Raw genomic sequence first — 20972 nt, 5'->3', positions numbered from 1 at the left:
CACGCGCCTCAGCGGTACGCCGGGTGCCGCCGCGCCCCAGCGCCGCACCGGCGTCCTTCGCCCCGGCGAGGAAGGAGCGCCGCTCGCCGGGGTGAGAACCGGGACCTCAGGCCCATTCCTCCCTGACCTCCTGGATCATGCGCAGGGACACGTGCTCAGGGTAGGCCCAGCGCCTGATCGCCTCATATCGATTGGAAAGAGAGGCAAGGATGTCGCGATTGGTGGAGATCCGACCCTCTGCGGCGGAATCGGTGTAGGACGCGTCCGGCTCGCCCTCGGGCATCTCCGCGATCATGAACGTGCCCGGCATGCCGGCCAGGCAGCCCGGATCGACCACCTGGATGCAGACGTTGGGCAGCTTGGCCGCCTCCAGCAGGCGATCGAGCTGGTCGCGCATGACCTCGGGGCCGCCCACCCGGCGGCGCAGCACGCCCTCGTCCATGAGCACCAGCAGATAAGGCGGGTCACTCCGGTCGAAGATGCGCTGCCGCCGCAATCGCGCCCGGACCCGGGCCTCCACCTCCTCTTCGGTGATCCGCGGGCTCTGCGCGAAGACACATCGGGCATACTCCTCGGTCTGGAGCAGCCCCGGGATCAGCAGCGGATCCCATGAACGAATTACCCTGGCGGCGGGCTCGATCTCGTCGACCCAGCCCAGAAACCAGCTAGGGCCCCCGGTATGGGAGAAGATGCGCTTATACAGCAGCGTAAAGTGCTGTTTCTTGGTTAAGCCGAACATTTGGTCTAACCGCTCGGCGTCGGACTGCGACGGTGTGCGCGAGGCCAGTTCGAGACGGCTCACCTGGGTCTGCGTGCAGCCCAAGCGCGCGCCGACCGCAGCCTGTGACCATCGCGCTTCCCGCCGCAAGCGCCGCATTTCCGCACCGAAGCGGACACGTGGCGACTCCGGGTCGGGGGTTGACTCGGCACCCACTTACAGCCTCCCAACAGTATTGGCAATCTGCTGTGGACCGCAGGGTCAAACCAATTCTAGGCCATGAAAATCGGTGTGCAGTCATCTCGGCGGCACGGCGGGCATGAGAAATGAGAAAGCCCACACCCGGACGCCATAGGCAATCTGGGAAGCGCTGTACCCATTCAACAGCGGAGACACCGGTCGACCAGTCCCTAAACACCATAAAAGCATGAGTCGCTCCCATAGTCCGGCAACCCGCCCACACTGGCCACATGGACCGACGCCCATCGGCGCCCCCGGGCGGGAGCCGGACACCCCGGATGCGGTGACCCCGGACACCTCTCGGACGGTCAGAATCCCCGTCAACGGCCGGGCCATACCTGGCGTACGCCGAGGCCACCGCTGGAGCACAACGGGCGTTCGACTCAAATCTGGACACTAGCCCCACTAACATGCTCTGTTATGACGTCACCTCCCGGCGGCGGCAGCCGTAAGAAGCGACCGGTGCTCGTACCGGTGATCGCGGTCCTCCTGGCCACGGGCATGGGGGCCACGGCGGTGCTGGGAGGACTCGACCGGGTGCCCGACCCGCCGCCGGCCGCGCTCGGGCCGGGCGACACGCTCGACCAGGGCCAGTTCGCCACGCGGTTCCTGGGGACGAAGTTCGTCGCGGTGCCGCCCGCCAACAGGTTCTCCGAGGAGAAACGGTTCATCGACCTGATGTTCAAGGTCACCAACCTGGGTGCGAAGACCGTGCCGGTGGGCAGCCCCTCCCCGCCGGGACGCCGGTCCTCCTTCTTCTCCTTCTTCGGCGGTTCCGTCCTGCGGACGGAACCGGAGATCAAGTCCGGGTCGGGCGGGACCGGCCTGGTGCTGACCCGGGGCGGCGTGGAGTCCAGGCAGCTCCATCCGGGGGTCCCCGCCACCGTCGTGGTCCGCTACGAGCTGGACGAGGACGCGCGGGTCCCCGGGACGCTGGTGCTGCACATGGGCTCATTCGAGATGCAGGAGCGGTTCCCGTCCAAGGTCGCGGAGTGGTCCTCCGTGATGGAGGAGGCGGGCGACAAGCGCTACGCGCCGGTGGTCGTCGCGAAGGTCACCCTGCCGGTCCAGCGCGGGGAGGCGTGATGACGGGTTCGCGGCGGCAGGCCGGCGGGCGGCGGCGGGCCTCGGCCAGGGGAAGCGGCAGAGTGACGAGCACGGTGGCGGGGGTCGCGCTGGCCGCCGTCGCGGTGACCCTGCAGTTCCTCACGCTGACGCCCGAGGAGAAGGCGGCCCCGCTGGCCTCGACCGGAGCGGTGCGGGAGGAGGTCGCGACCGGCCGGTACTCCGCCAAGGTCGAGTCGGTGACGGCGGCCACGTCCATCGAGGTCCCGGACGGGAACAAGAACAAGGTCGTGGACGGCGAAGGGCTGTTCCTGGTCGTCCAGGCGTCCGCGACGGTGCCGGCCGAGCCCATGCACATCGACGCCGAGTTCGCCGCCGCCGACGGACGCCGGTTCCTGACCACGGACAAGGTACGCGGGGCGCACACTCTGGCCGAGCCCTGGATCCAGCCCGGGTGGTGGGTCAAGGGCGTCTTCGTCTTCGAGGTGCCGCGGGAGGCGGTCGCGGGCGGCAGCGTCGTGGTGACCCCGGATCGCGAGAACGTGCTGATCGAGCCCTATCCGCCGGCGGCGGTGATCGATCTGGGGCTGGACGAGAAGGCGGCGGGCGACCTGGTCGCCAGGGCGCAGCACCCCTACAAGCTCACGCGCGGGAACTGACTCATGGACGGCAACCGGCAGCATCCCCAAGACCCCCGGCGCCCCTCCGGCCCCGGCGACTGGTTCGGCCCCCCACCGGGCCCCTATCCCCCGCCCCCCGCGCCGCCCCAAAGCCGCCCCGCTCCGCCGCCCGGCCACACCCAGTGGCCTGCGGGACAGGTCCAGCCTTCCGGGGATCACGCCTGGCCGCCCGGCCCGGCCGGTGGTCCCGGGAGGGCCGAGGGCGAGCAGCGGCGGGGGCGGCGGCGCAGGACGGGGCCGCCGCCGGAGACGCCGCGGGCGCGGGAGGAGCATCAGGTGTCGCCGCCGGGGCCGGAGCAGGGCGACGGCTCCACGCCCCCGCCGCCCGGCCGTTCGCGGCGGACGGGCCTGCGGCTGGCGGCGCTGGGCGCGCTCGCCGTGCTCGCGTTCGGGGCGCCGACCGTGGACCGCTACCTGGTCCATGTGGAGAACTTCGACCGGGACGTCGTCCACACCGTGCCCGCGGGCAAGCCGCTGACCTTCCTGAACGTCTCCTGGCAGGTCGCCGTGGCGCGGATTCCCCCGCCGAAGGGGGCCAAGCCCCTCCCGCCCGAGCGGACCTGGATGAAGGTCAGTGCCACAAGGGTCGCGCTGAACCAGGACGGGGCGCTGCGCGACACCAAGCCCGAGGTCGAGCTGACCGACGACGCCGGCAGAAGCTGGCAGGTCCTGGACTTCGAGGACAACGTCCCGACGGACGTGGCCGAGCACAAGCTGCGCACGCCGTACGGCTACACCTGGCTCGGCATCGTGCCGGCGGCGGTGGCCGACCGGGTGCGCGTACGCCTGAAGCCCAACGCCTACCGCCACACCGCCGAGACCGACCTGCGGAAGGCCGCCCAGGGGCAGCAGGAGACCTACGACGTGTTCGTGTTCGACCGCTGATCGCCGGCCGCCTCGCCGCGGTCCAGGCCGAGCGCCCGCGCCCGGGTGGAGGCGATGTCGAAGGTCGCGGCGAGCAGGCACATGGTGAGCACGGTGATGATCAGCTCGGCGAGCAGGAACACCGGCCAGGCGAGGACCTGCCAGAAGTACTGCTCGGTCGCGCCGATCAGGTGCTGCAGCCCGCGTACGCCGTGGTCCACCACGAACCGCAGCCCGACGTAGCACAGGCAGAACATGCCGAACAGCGGCGCGCCGCCGCGCACGGTGAGCCGCAGCGCGTGCGCGATCGGGATCCAGCGGTCCTGGAGCCCGCCGGTGATCTTGGTGATGGCCTGCCTGGTGAGGTTGTGCGTCTGGTCCAGGCGGCCCGCGACGCGTTCCATCCGGGTGCCCCTGATCGCCGCCCTGGTGTCGCTGATGTCCGCGCCGAAGACCAGGATGCCGACGGCCAGCCAGGTGAGCGGCAGGACCATGGCGTCCACGATGTACGGCCAGACCTCGCCCACGAACCCCCAGAACGCCTGCCAGCCGGGGATCTTCTCCTCCGCCTGCGCGATCATGTCCCGGGTGCCCGCCACGGCCGAACGGTGGTACATCCAGTCCGAGCGCTCGCTGGCGATGGTCAGCGTCGCGTTCAGCCCGAAGAAGGCGAAGGCCAGCTCGGCGAACGCGGCCACGGACCCGGAGAAGGACCCGTCCCCGTTGTCGTAGCGGCGGCTGAAGATCAGCCGGACCACCCAGGCGACGATCATGACGCCCAGCGAGACCCGTACGTCCAGGTCCAGCAGGCCCCGCCCGGCCGTGCTCTCCCGGCCCTGGAAGTAGGCGTCGAACGGCTCGCCGAGCCGGTGCATCTCATCCAGCGCCACGAAGTCGCGCGCGTCCTCGGAGAAGAAGCCCCAGGTCAGGTAGATGACCGCGAACGCGGGCGCGACGCGGTCCAAGGCCACGAGGAACCGCTCGTCACCGCCGCCCTCCGCGCGCCGGGCGCGGATCTCGGCCAGCGCGCCGCGCAGGGTGTGCAGCATGCCGACCGTGACCACCATCTGCAGCGCCACGATGACGGTGAAGATCAGCATGGTCAGCACCAGGCGGACCTCGCGGTGGTCGCCGTGCGAGATCTCGGTGCCGAGGTAGAGCAGGGCGTATCTGGCGACCTGTCCGGTGAGGTACCACAGCAGCAGCCCCACGCCGCAGGTCGCGGCGAGGCGCGCGGTGAGGGCGGGGAGGGAGTAGGGCGAGGGGACGGCCCGCGATCTCGCTCGTTGCGGGGCGGGGCGCGGCGGAGCAGCCAATCCAGACGTACCAGACATCCAGGGCATCGTATCGATCCCGTCACGGCCATGCGGACAGGTCCATGAAGACCGGGCCGGAAAGCCGGAGCGCCGGTCCCCCAGCTAGGAGGACCGGCGCTCGCACCCCCGATGAACGGCCGTGCTCACCCGGCCGTGTTCAAAGCGGCCGCGCTCAGGCGGCCGTGGTCAGACGGCGACCTGGAGCTTGGCCACCTCGCCGCGCCTGGCCTGCACGGCGATGTCCTTGGTGACCCCGCCGCCCGCGATGATGCGGACGGTCCAGTCACCCGGCGCGGCGAAGAAGCGGAACACTCCCTCGTCGGACACCACGACCTCACCGGTGAACTCACCGGAGGAGTCGAGGAGACGGGCGTAGGCGGTCGAGGCGCCGGACACCACGCCCTGGATCACGGCCTGGGTCGACAGGTCGACCCCGGCGGGAAGTTCAGCGGTCTGTTCGGGTGCGGCGCACCCGTCGGCGAAGGTCATCGCGCTTCTCCAAGCTCGATCGGCACGCCCACGAGCGAGCCGTATTCGGTCCAGGATCCGTCGTAGTTCTTGACGTTGGACTGCTCGAGCAGCTCGTGCAGCACGAACCAGGTGTGCGCCGAGCGCTCGCCGATGCGGCAGTAGGCGATGGTGTCCTTGGCGAAGTCGACCCCCGCCTCGCCGTACAGCTTGCGCAGCTCGTCGTCGGAGCGGAAGGTGCCGTCGTCGTTGGCGGCCTTCGACCACGGGATGTTCCGGGCGGTCGGCACGTGCCCGCCGCGCTGCGCCTGCTCCTGCGGCAGGTGGGCGGGGGCCAGCAGCTTGCCGGAGAACTCGTCGGGCGAGCGGACGTCCACCAGGTTCAGCTTGCCGATCGCGTTGACGGTGTCGTCGCGGAAGGCGCGGATGGCGGTGTCCTGCTCCTGGGCGGCGTAGGTGGTCGCCGGGCGCTCGGCCACGTCGGTGACCAGCTCGCGGGAGTCGAGCTCCCACTTCTTGCGCCCACCGTCGAGCAGCTTCACGTCGCCGTGGCCGTACAGCTTGAAGTACCAGTAGGCGTAGGCGGCGAACCAGTTGTTGTTACCGCCGTACAGGACGACGGTGTCGTCGTTGGCGATGCCGCGCGCCGAGAGCAGGGCCTCGAACCCGGCCTTGTCGACGAAGTCGCGGCGGACCGGGTCCTGGAGGTCGTTCCTCCAGTCGATCTTGACGGCGCCACGGATGTGGCCCTTGTCATAGGCGCTGGTGTCCTCGTCGACCTCGACGAGCACGACACCAGGGGTGTCGAGGTTGGCCTCGACCCACTCGGCATCCACCAGGGACGCGGCGCGGCTCATGAATTCCTCCGGTTCATCGGGTTGCGGCAGGGGTCAGACGGCGAATGATCAGATACATCTCGCAGCCGAGGCAGAAGCCGAAAGCGGCATTGAGAAATGCGGCGAAAAGGGCGACGGCGGTCGCGCCGACGGCCAGCGGCGTGACGTGCACGACATACCCGACGATTCCCACGATGGCGAAGACCAACCCCACGGCTTGGGCGAATCTCGGCGGCGCGGCGTCCTCCAGCTCCTTCGGCGGGCTCTTGACGAGCCGTTGGAAGATCGGCCGGTACGGCGACACTCCGGCCACGCCCAGCGCGAACAACAGCGCCTGCGCGCCGAGCAGCCAGACGTTGCCCGTCACGAGGACGAGCGCGAGAACCGAAGTAGTGATCGCCGCTGAGAATCGATGGGCTCGGGGATCAACCTGCATCGCGGGGTGCTCCTGATGGTGTCGAACAAGTGCGGCATACGCCGCCAGATCGCCCGGTCAGGAAGCGGGACAGAGCTCAGTAGTGACGCGGCAGAAATCGACCGCCCGTCGCTTGGTAAGCAGTTCTGTCCTCGGAAGCACGGTGATGAGACTACCCGCCGTCACGCCGTCTGTCACATCCCCCGTCCGATTTTTGAGACGCCGATGTGAGAAACCCGCTAAGGTACGGCATTTCACGATCTTCCGTTGTCCACCGCCAGGCCCAGCGCCGCGATCACATCGGCCTTCCTGGGCAGGCCGGCGGCCCGCCGTACGATCGTCCCGGCGGCGTCCAGGACGAGCACGGTCGGCGTGCGCAGCACGCCCAGCGCCCGCACCAGTTCCAGCCGCGACTCCGCGTCGATCTCGACGTGCCGCACGCCCGGCACCATGGCCGTCACCTCGGCGAGGACGCGCCTGGTGGCCCGGCACGGCTGGCAGAACGCGGTGGAGAACTGCACGAGCGTCGCACGCTCGCCCAGCTCCGCACCGATGTCGTCGGCGGTCAGCACGGGCCCTCCCCGATCGGCCATCCGGCCCTGGCGCCGCCGCCAGGCGAAGCCGAAGACGGTCGCCGCGGCGAGAGTCGCCAGTGCCACGAGCAACCCTTCCATCGCTCGGGTGCAACCCGGCGATGCCCGGATATCTTCCCCTATACCGGGTCGAAAATCCGGGTCACGGTCGTCACGGTCCCTGAAGGGTCAGCAGCAGCCGTCCGGACGCGTCCACGACCTCGAACCGCTGGATCTCGCCGGGCGTGAAGCTGGTGTTGCCGGTGAAGGAGTGGCCGGGCTCGCTGGTGTAGCGGGCCTCGGCCGCGATGGCGCTGCCCGCGACCTTCTTGGTGTCGTCCCGGCCGACCGCGACCAGGTCGTACCGCGCGCCCGGCGGCACGCCGTCCAGGCTGACCTCGACCCGGCTGCCGTTCTCCTCGGAGAAGACCTGCACATGACCGCTGATCTCGCCGTCCTTGCCGCGCAGCGTGCGCGCGGGCACCTGCTCTGCCAGCGCGGCCGAGTCGTCGGGCGCGGCCTTCGGCATGACGGCGTCCGGGTCGGAGTCGCGCGCGGCCTCCGGCGGCGCGTTCAGCGTCCTCGGGGCGTCCTGCGCGCTCGCGACGGTCGGCTGCGTGGTCGCGGTGTTGGTGAGGGCCGTCACCACGGCCCCGCCACCGGCCACCACCACGGCCGCTGCCGCCGCCGCGAGCAGCACGCGCGACCTGCGCCGCCGCTTGACCCCCGCGTCGAGCATGCGGTCGAGCACGGCCCGCGGCGGGCGCACCGCCTGGGCGACGTCGCCCGCGGAGACCCGCCCCAGGAAGGCCGTGACCCCCACCAGTTCGTCGTACTCGGCGCGGCACTCGGCGCACTCGGCCAGGTGCGCCTCGACGATCACCGTCTCGTCGGCGTCGAGTGCGCCCAGCGCGAGCGCGCCGAGCGACAGCCGTACCTCCGCACAGCTCATCATGGCGCCAGCCCCCGCTCTTCGAGCGCCAGCTTCAGCGCCCGCAGGGCGTAGTAGGAGCGCGACTTCACGGTGCCGGCCGGAATGCCCAGCTCTTGCGCCGCCTCCTTCACCGAACGCCCCCGGTAGTAGACCTCCATCAGTACCTCGCGATGCTCCGGCCGCAGCGCCCCCAGCGCCTCGGCCACCGCCCACGACTCCACCGCGCGCTCCAGCTCGTCCTCGGCGGGGAGCACGGCCAGCGCCTCGTCCCCCGTCTCCTGGGGGCGCGACTTGCGCGCCCGGTGCTGGTCGACGACGAGGTTGCGGGCCACCGTGAACAGCCACGCGCGGACCGGACGCCCGGAGAGCGCGTCGGGGTGCCGCCACGCCCGCAGCAGCGTCTCCTGCACGACATCCTCCGCACGTCCTGGATCACCGGTCAGCCGCAGCGCGTAGCCGTAGAGCGGCCCGCCATGCTCGTCGAAGAGGGCTCTGATCAGCTCCTCATCGGCGGTACCCGCGACTGGACTCACACCCTCATCACGTACGGCCCGCAGATGCGGTTCACCGGAGGTCCGCCGCTCCCGCCCCCGGCGGTCATGCCCGAAGCGGAACATCGTTCGCCTCACCGGTCACTCGCAGTCCTTCCGGGACTATCTCCACGGCCGTCACCCTCAGGCCGAGCGGAAGGCCCTGTACCGGGATCGTGTACGTCATCGAACGCATCGCCTCCGGCGGCACCTGGATGCCGCCCGCCACGACCACCTTGACCGGCGCGAGCCGTACACCGCCCTTGACCACGTCCACCTTCAGGTCGGCGGAGAGCGGGACGGGCACCCCGCGCAGGTTGATCTCACCTGCGATCTTGAGCGTACCGCCGTCGCCGGACAGCTTGACCCCCTTGGGCGCGCGCTGCTCGATCACCGACAGCGGGACGGTCACCGCCCCGGTGACCCGCTCGGCGGTGATCTTCGCGGCGGACGGGCGCTGGATGAGGTCGAGCAGCGGGGCGGACACGCCGTACAGGGTGGCGGTCACGCCGGACAGCTGTACGCCCTTGCGGGTCAGCGAGCCGATCTGCAGGTTGATCTCGTCGTAGCGCCCGCCGACCGCCTGGGTCAGGAAGGGGATGCCGCTGATCGTCACGGTGGGCTGGGTGCTCAACTTGTACTGCGCGGCCACCTGCTTGGCGATCTCGCGCTCCACGCCGGACACGGCCACGCGGTCCACCACACCCAGCACGACGGCGAGCACGATCAAGAAGACGACCAGCTTGCGCATCGCTCTCCTTCGGTGGGCGCGAGTCCTGCGGCTGATCCGAACATTACGGAAGCCCGGGATCAACCGCCAGCAAAGGGCGGAAGTACCTCTACCGTCGATCCTCGCCGCAATTCCACGGTGGCGTGGTCGCGTTTGCCGACCGGGTCACCGTCCACCAGGAACGACGACCTGCGGATCACTTTCGCCAGCTCGCTCCGGCTCCGGGTGACCTCGGCGATCAGCTCGCCGAGCGTGGCCGCCTCGAACGGCTCCTCGGCGATCCCCGCGGCCTCCTTCGCCGCGGCCCAGTAGCGGATCGTTCCTGTCACCATCGACCTTTCGCCCCTTCTCGTCCCACGTTCATGACCATAGCGCGGGCGCGCGATACCGGTCCGTTATCCTCACTACATGGGACGGGCCGCCCGCGCGACGGGCCGTCCTGGCCGTCCAGGCCGGAAGGAGGCGGAGCCTGTTGAGCAATCTGCTCCTGCTCACCAACGTCCTGGAGCCGTCCGCCGAGGTGCTGCCCGCGCTCGGCCTGCTGCTCCACTCCGTGCGCGTCGCGCCCGCCGAGGCGTCGGCACTGATCGACGCGCCCCCGTCCGACGCCGTGCTGGTCGACGCGCGCCGCGAGCTGGTCCAGGCCAAGAGCCTGTGCCGGGTGCTGCGGACCACCGGCCTCGACTGCCCGCTGCTGGTGATCGTCACCGAGGGCGGCCTGGCCGCGATGAGCGCCGAGTGGGGCGCCGACGACGTGCTGCTGGACACCGCCGGACCGGCCGAGGTGGAGGCCCGGCTGCGGATGGCCACCGGCCGGCGGTCCATCGCCGCCGCCGAAGAGGTGCCCGACGAGATCCGCAGCGGCGACCTGTCCATCGACGAGGCCACCTACACCGCCCGGCTGCGCGGCCGGGCGCTCGACCTCACGTTCAAGGAGTTCGAGCTGCTGAAGTACCTCGCCCAGCACCCCGGCAGGGTCTTCACGCGCGCGCAGTTGCTGCAGGAGGTCTGGGGTTACGACTACTTCGGCGGCACGCGCACGGTCGACGTCCACGTCCGGCGGCTGCGCGCCAAGCTGGGCGCCGAGCACGAGTCGCTGATCGGCACCGTGCGCAACGTGGGCTACCGGTTCGTCCCCGACCGTGGGGGCGAGCAGCACGCCGAGGAGCGCGAGCCCGCCCACCACTGAGCCTGCGGCTACGGCACGACGGTGATCCGGTCGGTCGCCGGGGGCGCGACCGGGGAGTTCGCGGTGAAGTGGTTCACCAGCGCGTCGATGTCCAGCGGGCCGCTCCACACGTCGGTCCCCTGGGTGAAGACCGAGAAGCCGTCGCCGCCGCCCACGAGGAAGTTGTTGGCGGCCACCCTGACCTGCTGGGTCTCAGTGACCGGCGTCCCGTTGACCTTGATGCCGGAGACCTTCGAGCCGGCCGGGGCCGAGGAGCTGACGGTGTAGGTCAGCGACGCGGACGGCTGGAGCACCCGGTTGACCTGGTACTGCTGTTCGAGCAGCGCGTCGAGCTGCGCCCCGGTCAGCGTGATGACCTGCATCAGGTTGTTGAACGGCTGGACGGTGAACACCTCGCCGTACGTCACCACCCCGTCAGGGGCGTGGGTGAGGTCGGCGCGGATGCCGCCCGGGTTCATCAGCGCGATCTCGGCGTTGCCGCCGGTCTTGGTCGCGGCGAGCTGGGCGTCGGCGATCACGTCGCCCAGCGGGGACTCCCCCGACGGGCCCGGCGTGCGGGTCAGGTCGGCGGTGATGGTCCCGACCTGCCGGTTGGCGACCTCGGAGACCCGCTCCTTCCACGTCGCCACGAACCGCTCGATCTCCGGGTCGGCCGGTACGTCACGGGTGACGACGTGGTTGTCCACCGCGACGGTGGAACGCACGACGTCCTTGGTCTGGGTGTCCACCTTGAAGTCCAGCGTGGTGAGCACCCGGCCGAACGACGAGCCCTGGCTGACGTAGCGGTCGGCGCCCGCCGGGTCCTTGGTCTTGCAGACGTACGCCTGGTGGGAGTGGCCCATGACCACCATGTCCACCTCGGGGCTCACGCCCGAGGCGATCCGGCTGCCCGCGCCGACGATCACCGGGCAGGCGTCCGGGCTCTGGTTGGGGGTGACCTGGTCGCCCTCGTGCACGAGTACGACCTGGGCGCGTACGCCGAGCAGCCGCAGCGCCCGCGACGTGCGGTTGGCCGACTCGACCTCGTCGGCGAACGTCAGGTCCTTGATCCCCTCGGCCGTCACGATGGACGGGGTGGTCTTGGTGACCAGCCCGATGAAGCCGACCTTGACGCCGTTGATCTTCTTGATCGAGAACGGGGCCAGCGCCGGGAGGGCCGGGGCCTTCTTGAAGCGGACGTTCGCGCCCAGGTAGTCGTAGCGGGCCCCGCGCCACTTGCCCGCGGGCGTGCACCCGTCGGTGGGGTGGCAGCCGCCGTTGGAGATCCGCAGCAGTTCGCGGTAGCCCTCGTCGAACTCGTGGTTGCCGACCGACGACACCGAAAGGCCCAGCTTGCCGAGCAGTTCGACGGTGGGCTCGTCGTGGTAGGCGGCGGAGATGAGCGGCGTCGCGCCGATCAGGTCGCCCGCGGCGACCACGGTGCTGTTCCTGTTGGCCAGCGCCTTGATGTGGCTGGCCAGGTAGGCGGCGCCGCCGGCGTCCACGGTCTGGCCCGCCTCGTTGACGATCCGGCCGCCGGAGCCGGTGGGCGGCTCCAGGTTGCCGTGGAAGTCGTTGACGGCGATCAGCCGTACCGGGACCGCCCTCGCCTTGCCGCTCGCCTGGCCTGGGTGGGCGGCCTGACCGGCCGCGGCGGCCGGGGCCGGGCCGCCCAGCGCGAGCGCCGTGCAGACCGCGGCCGAGAACCCGGCCGCCGCGGCCCACCGCACTTTGGAACGTGACGTCGTCATGGACCCAGACAGTAAGCCGACGATCTATGCGGCGAATGTCCTAGAGGTAACGAATCAACCCCCCGGAAGATGGCGTCTTTTGCCGCTGGATCTAGGCTTCAGCCATGGATGCGCAGGTCGAAACGCGGGGCAGGCTCGACGAAGACGACACCGCCGCAGTACTGGCCCTCGTGGACGCGGCCACCGCGGCGGACGGCGTACGGCCGCTGAACGAGCACGTCATGCTGCACCTGCTGCACGGCGGCGACGAGCGGGCCAAGGCCGTGCTGCTGCGCGCGCCGGACGGCTCGGTGGCCGGATTCGCCCATCTCGACCCTGCCGACGACGCGGACGACGCGGACGACGCGGACGACGCGGACGACGCCGAGGGCCCCAGCGGTGAACTGGTGGTGCACCCGGCGTGGCGCGGCCGGGGGTACGGCGGGGCGCTGCTGGCCGCCGTGCTCGCCGAGGCGGGCGGGCGGCTGCGGCTGTGGGCGCACGGCGACCTGCCCGCGGCCGGGCGGCTGGCCGCGTCGGCGGGCCTCACCCGGGTCCGTTCGCTGTGGCGGATGCGCCGGTCGCTGTCCGAACCGCTGCCGGACTTCGGGCCGCCCGCGGGCGTACGGCTGCGCACGTTCGTCCCCGGACAGGACGAGCGGGAATGGCTCGCGCTGAACGCCCGCGCCTTCGCCGACCACCCCGAACAGGGCGCCTGGACGCTGGACGACCTCAAACTGCGCGAACAGGAGGAGTGGTTCGACCCGGCGGGGTTCTTCCTGGCCGAGCGGGACGGCGGGCTGGTGGGCTTCCACTGGACCAAGGTCCACGCGGGCGGGGAGGACGGGCCCATCGGGGAGGTCTACGTGGTCGGGGTGGACCCCGGCCGGCAGGGCGGCGGGCTCGGCCGTGCGCTCACCCTGGCCGGGCTGCACCACCTGCGCGACCGTGGCCTCGCCCAGGTGATGCTGTACGTGGACGAGGCCAACCAGGCGGCGATCAAGGTGTACGAGCGGCTCGGGTTCGCCCGCTGGGACACCGACGTGATGTACCGGAAGGGCTAGGTTCCCTTACTCCAGGAGCCAGTGGAAGGCCAGGTAGCTCAGGGCGGCCACCAGCGCGGCGGCCGGGATCGTGAGGACCCAGGCGGTCACGATGTTGCCCGCCACCCCCCAGCGCACCGCGGACAGGCGCTTGGTCGCGCCCACGCCCATGATCGCGCTGGTGATGGTGTGCGTGGTCGAGATGGGCGCGCCGAAGGCCATCGCCGCGCTGTACAGGACGCCGGCCGCGGCCGACTCCGCGGCGAAGCCCTGCGGCGGGTCCAGGGCGATGATGCGGCGGCCCAGCGTACGCATGATCCGCCAGCCGCCCGCGTACGTCCCGAGCGAGATCGCCCCCGCCGCGGCCAGGATGACCCACTGCGGGATCGGGTCGTCGGTGGACGCGTGCCCGCCGACCACCAGGGCCAGGAAGATCACGCCCATCGTCTTCTGGGCGTCCTGGAGCCCGTGGCCGAGCGCCATCGCGGCGGCCGACACGGTCTGCGCGTAGCGGAAACCGCGGTTGGCCTTTCCCGGTTGCGTGCGACGGAAGATCCAGAAGATCGCTATCATGATGATCGCGCCGAGCGAGAAGCCGATGAGCGGAGACAGGATCATAGGCACCACCACCTTCGCGAGCACACCGTCCCAGTGCACGACCGCGGACGCGGCGAGCGCCGAGCCCATCAGCCCGCCGATCAGGGCGTGGCTGCTGGAGGACGGGAGTCCGAAGTACCAGGTGATGATGTTCCAGGTGATCGCGCCGACCAGCCCGGATCCGACGACCACCAGTCCGTGCGCCCCCGCGGGCGGATCGATGATCCCCTTGCCCACCGTGTCCGCCACGGCCGTGCCGAGATGCGCCCCCAGGAAGTTCATCGCCGCGGCCATGAACAACGCGGCCCTGGGCGTCAGGGCGCGCGTTGACACCGACGTCGCGATCGCGTTCGCCGCGTCGTGGAAACCGTTGGTGTAGTCGAAGACCAACGCCACGACGATGACGCCGATGACGAGTGCTAGCTCCACTGTGCCTTACTAGCTTTCCTTGACGGCGATCGACTCGATCGTGTTGGCGACGTGCTCGAACGCGTCGGCGGCCATCTCCAGCTGGTCGATGACCTCCTTCATCTTGAGCACGGTGAGCGCGTCGTACTCGCCGCCGAACAACTTGGCCAGCAACCTGCGGTAGATCTGGTCGGCCTGGTTCTCCAGGCGGTTGATCTCGATCCAGTACTCGTTCAGGTTCTTCATCGAACGCAGCCGGGGCATCGCCTCGGCGGTCAGCTCGGCGCCGCGCTCCAGCACCTCGACCTGCCGGATGACCTCTTTGGGCAGGTGGTCGATCTTGTAGAGCACGATCAGGTCGGCGGCGGCCTCCATGTAGTCCATCACATCGTCGAGGTTCGAGGCGAGGCGGTAGATGTCCTCGCGGTCGAAGGGCGTGATGAAGCTCTCATTGAGCCGCTTCATGATCGCGTGGGTGCGATCGTCGCCCGCATGCTCGCAGGCACGCATCTTCTCGGCGAGGGCCTGCCGATCCGACCCGTCGCCGATGATCTCGACCAACAGGCGGGACGCGGTGACCAGGTTGTTCGCCGAGTCCGCGAACAAGTCGTAGTAACTGTCCTCACGGGGCGTGAGACGCAGGCGCACGTCGTTCTCCAGATGTGCGGGGATGGTCCGCAGAGAAGAGTACGGGTAGCCAGCGGATATGCGAACTTCACCCGCTTGTCACCCGGTCTTCTAGCTCTGGCTACCCCCGTTGTGATCCCTGACACCAACATTGGGAGGCTCTTGGCCTTCGTCCGTTTTGCTGGACTTTGATGGCTTTTTGCCAGCCCGTACGCATCCTATGGCCTGGTGACCGCGTCTGGTCGGTACCGGGTGCCCGTGTCTAGATCCGTGTCCTGTGGAAGTTCAGGTACGAGCGGGACGGCGTCGGCCCGCGCTGGCCCTGGTACCGGGAGCCGTACTTCGCCGACCCGTACGGATGCTCGGCCGGCGAACTGAGCCGGAACATGCACAACTGCCCGATCTTCATCCCCGGCCACAACTTGATCGGCAGCGTCGCCAGGTTGGACAACTCCAGCGTCACATGCCCCTCGAACCCCGGATCGATGAACCCGGCCGTCGAGTGCGTCACCAGCCCCAACCGCCCCAGACTGGACTTTCCCTCCAACCGCGACGCGATGTCGTCCGGCAGTCGGATCACCTCATAGGTGCTCGCCAGCACGAACTCCCCCGGATGCAGGATGAACGGCTCATCCCCATCCGGCTCCACCATCCGCGTCAGGTCAGGCTGTTCGACGGCGGGATCGATGTGCGGATAACGGTGGTTCTCGAACACCCGGAAGTAACGATCGAGCCGCACGTCGATACTGGACGGCTGGATCATCGCCGGCTCGAACGGATCCAGCCCGACCCGGCCGACCTCGATCTCCGCGAGAATGTCACGATCGGAAAGCAGCACGTGAGGCAACCTACCGGCTCCGCCCCCCACCCGGACAATGGCTCGACCACCCGCGGTTTCCGCTAGAGTGGTCTCGCGCCTCAACGCACGCGGGTGTAGTTCAATGGTAGAACTTCAGCTTCCCAAGCTGACAGCGCGGGTTCGATTCCCGTCACCCGCTCCAACCGATCCCCCTGGTTGCGTGCGGCCTGCGCTCGACTCGGCGTTACCCTATTCCTCGAGCACTCGCCAGTCTTCCTCCCACCAGCCTTCACCGCTGGTGTCCTGCACCACTGAGACGATCACATCATCGACGATCTCGATGACGACCATCTCCCACAGGCTGCCGCCGAAGTCGTACATCCCGCAGTGCCCGCACCCCTCCAGGACACCCTGGGCGAGCACTCGGTGACGGCCGGGCTCCCCCTCCACACCCCGCCGCTCCTCCCAGATCAGATGCTGACCCACCTCATAGTCGATGAGGTCCACCGCTCCGAACCTGAACTGCGCGGTCCAACTGCCGACCACACCGCAGTTCGGGCACGTGAGCGGCTCGGGTAACTTCAGCCTGTTGAACAACCCCATGGCTCATGGTCCCGCCGAACCCACTGCCCGGCCAACCTCTTTACGCCTCCGGCGGGGGCATTCCGGCTCCGAGATGATCGCCGCGTGATCCACAGGGTCGCCACGGCCCGCTTTTCCTTCGGGCGGGTCAACGGCAGACGGGATGATCAAGCAAGGTGAAATGCACGCGGCGCGCGAGCGACCCCAGATCATGGACTGACCGTCGCGCCATCGGCGTACGCCTGGGTGAGGTGGCGAGGAGGCAATCGCGATGCCGAATTCGCGGGCTGGCAGCGGGGGTTCGATTCCCGCCACGCCGCCCGCCCCGCACGATGATGGCAACCCCGTTGGCCGCACAAGCGCGCCCTTAGTGCCTCGCCAGCCACCTGCCCATCGCGACCAGAGTGTTTCGGCTCGGCTGGGGACTATAACCAGCTTCGCGCTCCCAAGCCTCGCGAGCAACGTTCTCCTTGTGAACCGCCCAAAGCGAAAGGCCGATGCCCGCAAGCCCTAGCAGAACCAAGGGGACCATCGCAAGCCACCAAACTCTCATTATCAGGAGGGGAGGCAGCATGAAAGCGGGCAGGAAGGGCAGAAAGCGAAGTAAGCGCATGTGACGCATCCTGGCGTACCTGAAACCAGGCCACAAGGAGAACACTCTCGGCGAAGGCTCTACAGCTCGACGATGAGCGCCGAAAGGGTCACCCGAAGCCGTAGGCGGCTGGAGATCATTGCTCCGCCCGCGCATGTGCCACCGGCTCCCCCCCTGGCACACGACCGACCGCCCCAGATGAGCCGGCACCGGCCACCCACGGCAACAGTAATCCCCCTGCCCCGTCCGGCGAAATGAGCCTCCGTCCATCCCCACCTGGATCTTCAGCTACCATACCGCTCTGCTGGGCCTTTGAACGGAGGCTGGGTAGGAAGCAGCATATGCACCTTGCATGCCGGCAGCGCCACATCATGCTGATCCGAACCGCTTCGGTCCTGATTTTCTGGTGATCGTGACGGCCCGCCATTCGGCTGGGCATACTTCCATTGTGGCCGAAACACCCTCGGATTTGATCAATTGCTGGCTCGCGGCGTACTGCATCAACCAGTCCCACGTGAGCGAACCTGCGCTCGGCGAAGCACGTCGCATGCTGGCCGAGACGGCCATGTACGCCCTCAGCCGGGCGGAAGCCTGCGGCATGGACAAAGTGTCAGGGGACATGAGCCGCTTCAGGCTCCGGATGCTCATCATTACCGACCTGGGCCCCAACGGCGATCCCGAATGGGACCCCGACGTGCTCGGGGCCGATATTCTCCATGTCCTTCCCCTCGATCGGGAGCAGGCGGCGACATGGTCTCTCAACTGGGAAGAACGCCCGATATCGGAGATCCGTTCGCTACGCCACTGCAAGAACCTCCTGAGCTCGGCGAAAATGCTCCGCCCTCATCTCACCGACCCGACGATCATCACCGAACTCGACCAATGGCTCACTGTACGGGAACACCTCCCGTGACCGGCCGGTGAGCGGTCAACTCTCAACGTAGTGGGCGAGGACTTCGGCGGCTCCTTCCACGTCACCGGCGGGATGCCGCCGCTCGGCCGACTGCCAGGAGTAGTATGCGCCGCCGTACCCGACGAAGACCCACACCGGCATGCCTGGCATCCGCCGCCGGATCAGCAATGCCGGGCCGTCGCTCCGCAACTCGCCCTGTACCCCGCGGCGAAGCAGCGCGTTCTGCAGCAGGGCCAGTTTGTCCGCTTCCTCCTCGATGTGTCGGGCTCCCAGTGCGACGGCGGTCAGCCGCGCGGACATTTCTGAGTTCATGGCTCATCGCGCCTTCTTGATTCGCTGGTGCTCCCTGTGTCGAGCGCCCAGGTGACGTAACGTGGTCGGTCGATGACAACTTCATCGGCAATGCGTGGCCACGAACCCCCCTGAGAAGACCCCCTCTTAACCCTTTTCGATCATCCAGGCGGAAAGAAGGGCGCTGATGGCAGCAGAACAGCAGAATGCCCGGCTTTGGGAGTGGCGCATCAAGGCAGACTTGTCACGGGGTGAAATGGCAAAGATGGTCAACCTCACCCACAGCGGCATCAAGTATGGCCTTGTCTGCGATGAGGAACGTATCCGCCGGTGGGAGACAGGGGAAGTGTCCTGGCCTCGGGAGCCGTACCGGCTGGCTCTGACGGAACTGACCCGGCTCGCCCCCGAAGATCTGGGGTTCACACCGACAAGGCGGGCTATCAAGGCATGTCCCGAGCTTCCCCCGATTTCCATTGATACCCTCGCGAACAGAACATCAGAGACTGATCCCCCGAGCCGGGGAGAGGACGACGTGCGACGCCGTGAGTTCGTCGGGCTGACAGGGGGCGCGCTGTTCTCGGCGGCTATCGATGAGCCGGGCGGCGACGCCCTCGACAACCTGGCCATGGCCCTGGTCGGCCGTTCTTCACATGCTGATCGTCCGGTCCGGCTTGGCCTGCTCGCTGACGCTGTCGCCACTGCCAAGCGGGACTACCAAGCCTGCCGCTACGGCCAGGTGGTCGCCGTACTGCCGGGCCTGTTGCGTGATCTTCAAACGGTGTGCGCGAATTCAGCGGGTGACACGCGGCTACGCGCCTACGCGCTGTCTGCTGAAGTGCACCATGTCGCCGCCTCCATTCTGTTCAAACAGGAAGACAAGGGAATGGCCTGGCTGGCCGCCGATCGCAGTGTGCAGGCCGCTGAGGTCAGCCAGAGCCCGCTCGTGATCGGTTCCAGTTCGCGTATCGTCGTGCACGCCCTGATGGACGGCGGGCGGCATCGTGCCGCCACTGATTTCGCCCGTGCGGCCGCTCAGCGAATGGGTAGCGAACTACGGAGCGACGCGTCGGCGGATGAATTGTCGGTCTATGGGGTGTTGCTTCTGCGCGGGGCCGTCGCCGCCGCCAAGGCCGGGGATCGGCGTACTGCCGTGGAGTTCCTTGACGAGGCGGCCGACGCGGGCCGCAGGCTCGGGTACGAGGGGAACCACATGTGGACCGCCTTCGGGCCGGGGAATGTGCTGTGCCACCGGGTGAGCGTCGCGCTGCGGCTGGGGGATGCGGGCACTGCGATCGCGTACGCCCGGGAGGTGGACATCCAGGCGCTGGCGATCAATGAGCGCAAGGCCGTGATGCTCCTTGACACATCTCGTGCGTTGCTGATGTGCGGGAGGCACGATCGGGCGCTCGGCGTCCTGCGGGCCGCCGCCGATATCGCGCCTGAGGAAGTCACCGGCCGTCCCGGTGGGTCGCGGTTGTTGTGGGACATCGGTACGACGGCTCCGGCCGGTGTGCGGCGTGAAGTCCGGGAGTATGCCGCCGCGATGGGGGTGCGGGCGTGAACCAGCCGGTTCTGTACGTCGTCGTGTGTGGGGCCGGGCCTGCTGGTGAGGTCGGGCGGTTGGTGGCCATGGCGCACGAGGGCGGGTGGGCGGTTCAGGTCATTGCCACTCCGGCTGCGCTCGGGTTCATCGACGCCGAGGCTTTGGAGAGGCAGACCGGCCGGCCGGTTCGCAGTCGGTATCGGGAGGCCGGGGAGCCCAGGAGTCCCCGGGCGGGCGCGATCATTGTGGCTCCGGCCACGTTCAATACGATCAACAAGTTCGCACAGGGGATAGCCGACAACTATGCGCTGGGGGTGCTTTCCGAGGCGCCGGGTTCGGGTATTCCTGTTGTCGTTCTGCCCTTTGTCAATGCGGCGCTGGCCTCTCGTGCTCCGTTTCGCCGTAGTGTGGCTGATTTACGTGGTGAAGGCGTTCGGGTGCTGCTCGGGGCGGGTGGGTTCGAGCCGCATCCGGTGGGGGCGGGCAATCAGCGGTTTGAGGATTATCCGTGGGGGCTGGCGCTCAAGGGGCTGGATGGGGGAGGAGGGCGGCGCGGATGGGGGTGAGGGCGGCGTGGGCCTTGGGGAGGGCGCCGCTGTCTTCCCAGAGGTCGCGCCATTCGGAGTGGTCGCCGAGGATGCGGTCGATGGCGCGGACGGCGAGCGGGGCCAAGTCGGCGGGGAGTTCGATGGGGGCGCCGCCGGACAGGAAATCGGGGCCGTACACGTCGTCGATCTCAGGTCCGCCGGGGCGTTGGGCGGCGACGATGGCGGCGGCGGCGAGCGCCTCGCAGGCTTCCGAACTGTCCAGGTAACCGTCGGTGTCCGCGGCGTCCGCCAGGGCTTGGCGGATCATGTCGAGGCGTTCGGCCGGTTCGGCGTCGTTCAGGTCGCCGCACCAATCGGCGGCCGTGTCATTGTCGAACGGTCCCACGTCCCAGGCGCCCACTCAGATCCCACCGTTCTTCCGCATCCCGCCGGGTCGATGACGATGCCGGCGATGTCGAGTCCGTCGAGCATACGGCGCAGGGCGGGCTCGCTGAGCCGGATCCAGTTCTGGTCGTGGCCGAGGACCTTCGTCAGGCGGGCGGGCGAGGAGAAGGCCACCGCGGTCCGGTCGCCCGCCGCGGTGCGGAACAGCCGGAGGGCGGCGGCGACTCGACCAGCGCGTATGGGCACGTAGAACGGTTGGGCAGGCATCGGACTTCCTCCTTGGACGAGGCGTGCAACCGTGACGTTAGGCCCGTTGGAACGACGTCGGCCCCGTTCCTACGCGATCTGGACGGGGAGCCCGGGAGTACTTACGCGATGT

General features: G+C 69.0%; 26 protein-coding genes and 1 tRNA gene. 9 read left to right on the top strand and 18 right to left on the bottom strand.

Annotation, left to right across the window (positions count from 1 at the left end):
* Window positions 1-106: 106 nt before the first annotated feature.
* Window positions 107-934: a helix-turn-helix domain-containing protein gene (locus DP939_RS04480; protein WP_147267868.1), complete on the bottom strand. Its 828-nt coding sequence runs from the start codon at window positions 932-934 to the stop codon at window positions 107-109.
* Window positions 935-1378: 444 nt separating this feature from the next.
* On the opposite strand from DP939_RS04480, the gene DP939_RS04475 reads away from it, so the two are divergent.
* Genes DP939_RS04475 through DP939_RS04465 form a run of 3 tightly spaced genes read left to right on the top strand, consistent with a single transcriptional unit; the run spans window position 1379 to window position 3588 of the window.
* The gene (locus DP939_RS04475; RefSeq protein WP_147267867.1) at window positions 1379-2044 is read left to right on the top strand and encodes a hypothetical protein; all 666 of its coding nucleotides are present in this window, start codon (window positions 1379-1381) and stop codon (window positions 2042-2044) included.
* Window positions 2044-2682, top strand: coding sequence for a hypothetical protein (locus DP939_RS04470; protein WP_113979086.1), 639 nt, complete (start codon window positions 2044-2046; stop codon window positions 2680-2682). The genes DP939_RS04475 and DP939_RS04470 overlap by 1 nt, the downstream gene beginning before the upstream one ends.
* A gap of 3 nt (window positions 2683-2685) precedes the next feature.
* Window positions 2686-3588, top strand: coding sequence for a hypothetical protein (locus DP939_RS04465; RefSeq protein WP_147267866.1), 903 nt, complete (start codon window positions 2686-2688; stop codon window positions 3586-3588).
* On the opposite strand, the gene DP939_RS04460 is transcribed toward DP939_RS04465, so the two are convergent.
* The 9 genes from DP939_RS04460 to DP939_RS04420 all read right to left on the bottom strand — a co-directional run bounded on the left by DP939_RS04460 (window position 3561) and on the right by DP939_RS04420 (window position 9700).
* Window positions 3561-4901: a hypothetical protein gene (locus DP939_RS04460; RefSeq protein WP_147267865.1), complete on the bottom strand. Its 1341-nt coding sequence runs from the start codon at window positions 4899-4901 to the stop codon at window positions 3561-3563. The genes DP939_RS04465 and DP939_RS04460 overlap by 28 nt on opposite strands.
* A 168-nt stretch (window positions 4902-5069) precedes the next feature.
* Window positions 5070-5372: a DUF1416 domain-containing protein gene (locus DP939_RS04455; protein ID WP_113979078.1), complete on the bottom strand. Its 303-nt coding sequence runs from the start codon at window positions 5370-5372 to the stop codon at window positions 5070-5072.
* Window positions 5369-6208: a sulfurtransferase gene (locus DP939_RS04450; protein ID WP_113979075.1), complete on the bottom strand. Its 840-nt coding sequence runs from the start codon at window positions 6206-6208 to the stop codon at window positions 5369-5371. Before DP939_RS04450 ends, DP939_RS04455 begins: the two co-directional genes overlap by 4 nt.
* A 13-nt stretch (window positions 6209-6221) precedes the next feature.
* Complete coding sequence (locus DP939_RS04445; RefSeq protein WP_113979072.1) at window positions 6222-6623, bottom strand: DUF4395 domain-containing protein; 402 nt, start codon at window positions 6621-6623, stop codon at window positions 6222-6224.
* Window positions 6624-6856: 233 nt separating this feature from the next.
* Window positions 6857-7195, bottom strand: a complete 339-nt coding sequence (locus tag DP939_RS04440) for a TlpA family protein disulfide reductase (RefSeq protein WP_225878069.1) — start codon at window positions 7193-7195, stop codon at window positions 6857-6859.
* A 151-nt stretch (window positions 7196-7346) separates the two neighbouring features.
* Entirely contained in the window at window positions 7347-8129 is a 783-nt protein-coding gene (locus tag DP939_RS04435; protein ID WP_113979069.1) for an anti-sigma factor family protein, read from the bottom strand.
* The gene (locus tag DP939_RS04430) at window positions 8126-8725 is read right to left on the bottom strand and encodes a sigma-70 family RNA polymerase sigma factor (protein ID WP_113979068.1); all 600 of its coding nucleotides are present in this window, start codon (window positions 8723-8725) and stop codon (window positions 8126-8128) included. Before DP939_RS04430 ends, DP939_RS04435 begins: the two co-directional genes overlap by 4 nt.
* Window positions 8706-9389 carry an LmeA family phospholipid-binding protein gene (locus tag DP939_RS04425; protein WP_113979067.1) on the bottom strand — a complete coding sequence of 228 codons (684 nt, stop codon included), beginning with the start codon at window positions 9387-9389 and terminating at the stop codon, window positions 8706-8708. The genes DP939_RS04430 and DP939_RS04425 overlap by 20 nt, the downstream gene beginning before the upstream one ends.
* 59 nt (window positions 9390-9448) lie before the next feature.
* Window positions 9449-9700, bottom strand: a complete 252-nt coding sequence (locus DP939_RS04420; RefSeq protein WP_113979065.1) for a MoaD/ThiS family protein — start codon at window positions 9698-9700, stop codon at window positions 9449-9451.
* Between the two features lie 140 nt (window positions 9701-9840).
* On the opposite strand from DP939_RS04420, the gene DP939_RS04415 reads away from it, so the two are divergent.
* Window positions 9841-10557, top strand: coding sequence for a winged helix-turn-helix transcriptional regulator (locus DP939_RS04415; RefSeq protein ID WP_113979062.1), 717 nt, complete (start codon window positions 9841-9843; stop codon window positions 10555-10557).
* An 8-nt stretch (window positions 10558-10565) separates the two neighbouring features.
* Here the strand turns inward: DP939_RS04415 and DP939_RS04410 are convergent, their stop codons facing one another.
* Window positions 10566-12287: a bifunctional metallophosphatase/5'-nucleotidase gene (locus DP939_RS04410; protein WP_113979060.1), complete on the bottom strand. Its 1722-nt coding sequence runs from the start codon at window positions 12285-12287 to the stop codon at window positions 10566-10568.
* Window positions 12288-12391: 104 nt separating this feature from the next.
* Here DP939_RS04410 and mshD point away from each other — a divergent pair, with 104 nt between their 5' ends.
* Window positions 12392-13330, top strand: coding sequence for a mycothiol synthase (mshD, locus tag DP939_RS04405; protein WP_113979057.1), 939 nt, complete (start codon window positions 12392-12394; stop codon window positions 13328-13330).
* A 6-nt stretch (window positions 13331-13336) separates the two neighbouring features.
* Here mshD and DP939_RS04400 read toward each other — a convergent pair whose 3' ends face one another.
* From DP939_RS04400 to dcd, 3 genes are all read right to left on the bottom strand, one after another.
* Window positions 13337-14335 (bottom strand): inorganic phosphate transporter, encoded by a 999-nt coding sequence (locus DP939_RS04400; RefSeq protein WP_113979054.1) that lies wholly within the window; start codon window positions 14333-14335, stop codon window positions 13337-13339.
* A 9-nt stretch (window positions 14336-14344) separates the two neighbouring features.
* Window positions 14345-14962, bottom strand: coding sequence for a DUF47 domain-containing protein (locus DP939_RS04395; RefSeq protein ID WP_113979052.1), 618 nt, complete (start codon window positions 14960-14962; stop codon window positions 14345-14347).
* Window positions 14963-15203: 241 nt separating this feature from the next.
* Window positions 15204-15779, bottom strand: a complete 576-nt coding sequence (gene dcd, locus DP939_RS04390) for a dCTP deaminase (protein ID WP_113979049.1) — start codon at window positions 15777-15779, stop codon at window positions 15204-15206.
* An 89-nt stretch (window positions 15780-15868) separates the two neighbouring features.
* On the opposite strand from dcd, the gene DP939_RS04385 reads away from it, so the two are divergent.
* Window positions 15869-15942: transfer RNA gene (locus DP939_RS04385), tRNA-Gly, on the top strand.
* Window positions 15943-15989: 47 nt separating this feature from the next.
* Here the strand turns inward: DP939_RS04385 and DP939_RS04380 are convergent.
* Window positions 15990-16247 (bottom strand): hypothetical protein, encoded by a 258-nt coding sequence (locus DP939_RS04380; RefSeq protein WP_147267864.1) that lies wholly within the window; start codon window positions 16245-16247, stop codon window positions 15990-15992.
* Between the two features lie 1019 nt (window positions 16248-17266).
* Here DP939_RS04380 and DP939_RS04370 point away from each other — a divergent pair.
* Complete coding sequence (locus DP939_RS04370; protein ID WP_147267863.1) at window positions 17267-17827, top strand: hypothetical protein; 561 nt, start codon at window positions 17267-17269, stop codon at window positions 17825-17827.
* A gap of 15 nt (window positions 17828-17842) precedes the next feature.
* Here DP939_RS04370 and DP939_RS04365 read toward each other — a convergent pair whose 3' ends face one another.
* Window positions 17843-18139, bottom strand: coding sequence for a hypothetical protein (locus DP939_RS04365; RefSeq protein ID WP_147267862.1), 297 nt, complete (start codon window positions 18137-18139; stop codon window positions 17843-17845).
* Window positions 18140-18305: 166 nt separating this feature from the next.
* On the opposite strand from DP939_RS04365, the gene DP939_RS04360 reads away from it, so the two are divergent.
* Both DP939_RS04360 and DP939_RS04355 read left to right on the top strand, forming a co-directional pair.
* Complete coding sequence (locus DP939_RS04360; RefSeq protein WP_225878036.1) at window positions 18306-19679, top strand: XRE family transcriptional regulator; 1374 nt, start codon at window positions 18306-18308, stop codon at window positions 19677-19679.
* Entirely contained in the window at window positions 19676-20227 is a 552-nt protein-coding gene (locus DP939_RS04355; RefSeq protein ID WP_113979033.1) for a flavoprotein, read from the top strand. The genes DP939_RS04360 and DP939_RS04355 overlap by 4 nt, the downstream gene beginning before the upstream one ends.
* Here the strand turns inward: DP939_RS04355 and DP939_RS04350 are convergent.
* Window positions 20184-20594, bottom strand: a complete 411-nt coding sequence (locus DP939_RS04350) for a DUF4259 domain-containing protein (RefSeq protein WP_199564925.1) — start codon at window positions 20592-20594, stop codon at window positions 20184-20186. The two genes, DP939_RS04355 and DP939_RS04350, sit on opposite strands and share 44 nt — an antisense overlap.
* Window positions 20546-20860, bottom strand: coding sequence for an SAV_915 family protein (locus DP939_RS04345; RefSeq protein ID WP_113979028.1), 315 nt, complete (start codon window positions 20858-20860; stop codon window positions 20546-20548). The genes DP939_RS04350 and DP939_RS04345 overlap by 49 nt, the downstream gene beginning before the upstream one ends.
* Between the last annotated feature and the right edge of the window lie 112 nt (window positions 20861-20972).

The sequence above is a fragment of the Spongiactinospora rosea genome (assembly GCF_003315795.1).
In the GTDB taxonomy this organism is placed as follows: Bacteria; Actinomycetota; Actinomycetes; order Streptosporangiales; family Streptosporangiaceae; genus Spongiactinospora; species Spongiactinospora rosea.
The sequence above is the reverse complement of the archived record's forward strand: the minus strand, read 5'-3'. Positions and strand labels throughout refer to the sequence as shown.

Bases quoted from the DNA above. Each gene is read 5' to 3' on its own strand.
- DP939_RS04475 (WP_147267867.1), top strand. From the start codon at position 1,379: ATGACGTCACCTCCCGGCGGCGGCAGCCGTAAGAAGCGACCGGTGCTC.
- DP939_RS04470 (WP_113979086.1), top strand. From the start codon at position 2,044: ATGACGGGTTCGCGGCGGCAGGCCGGCGGGCGGCGGCGGGCCTCGGCC.
- DP939_RS04465 (WP_147267866.1), top strand. From the start codon at position 2,686: ATGGACGGCAACCGGCAGCATCCCCAAGACCCCCGGCGCCCCTCCGGC.
- DP939_RS04460 (WP_147267865.1), bottom strand. From the start codon at position 4,901: ATGTCTGGTACGTCTGGATTGGCTGCTCCGCCGCGCCCCGCCCCGCAA.
- DP939_RS04455 (WP_113979078.1), bottom strand. From the start codon at position 5,372: ATGACCTTCGCCGACGGGTGCGCCGCACCCGAACAGACCGCTGAACTT.
- DP939_RS04450 (WP_113979075.1), bottom strand. From the start codon at position 6,208: ATGAGCCGCGCCGCGTCCCTGGTGGATGCCGAGTGGGTCGAGGCCAAC.
- DP939_RS04445 (WP_113979072.1), bottom strand. From the start codon at position 6,623: ATGCAGGTTGATCCCCGAGCCCATCGATTCTCAGCGGCGATCACTACT.
- DP939_RS04440 (WP_225878069.1), bottom strand. From the start codon at position 7,195: ATGGCCGATCGGGGAGGGCCCGTGCTGACCGCCGACGACATCGGTGCG.
- DP939_RS04435 (WP_113979069.1), bottom strand. From the start codon at position 8,129: ATGATGAGCTGTGCGGAGGTACGGCTGTCGCTCGGCGCGCTCGCGCTG.
- DP939_RS04430 (WP_113979068.1), bottom strand. From the start codon at position 8,725: ATGTTCCGCTTCGGGCATGACCGCCGGGGGCGGGAGCGGCGGACCTCC.
- DP939_RS04425 (WP_113979067.1), bottom strand. From the start codon at position 9,389: ATGCGCAAGCTGGTCGTCTTCTTGATCGTGCTCGCCGTCGTGCTGGGT.
- DP939_RS04420 (WP_113979065.1), bottom strand. From the start codon at position 9,700: ATGGTGACAGGAACGATCCGCTACTGGGCCGCGGCGAAGGAGGCCGCG.
- DP939_RS04410 (WP_113979060.1), bottom strand. From the start codon at position 12,287: ATGACGACGTCACGTTCCAAAGTGCGGTGGGCCGCGGCGGCCGGGTTC.
- mshD (WP_113979057.1), top strand. From the start codon at position 12,392: ATGGATGCGCAGGTCGAAACGCGGGGCAGGCTCGACGAAGACGACACC.
- DP939_RS04370 (WP_147267863.1), top strand. From the start codon at position 17,267: ATGCCGGCAGCGCCACATCATGCTGATCCGAACCGCTTCGGTCCTGAT.
- DP939_RS04365 (WP_147267862.1), bottom strand. From the start codon at position 18,139: ATGAACTCAGAAATGTCCGCGCGGCTGACCGCCGTCGCACTGGGAGCC.
- DP939_RS04360 (WP_225878036.1), top strand. From the start codon at position 18,306: ATGGCAGCAGAACAGCAGAATGCCCGGCTTTGGGAGTGGCGCATCAAG.
- DP939_RS04345 (WP_113979028.1), bottom strand. From the start codon at position 20,860: ATGCCTGCCCAACCGTTCTACGTGCCCATACGCGCTGGTCGAGTCGCC.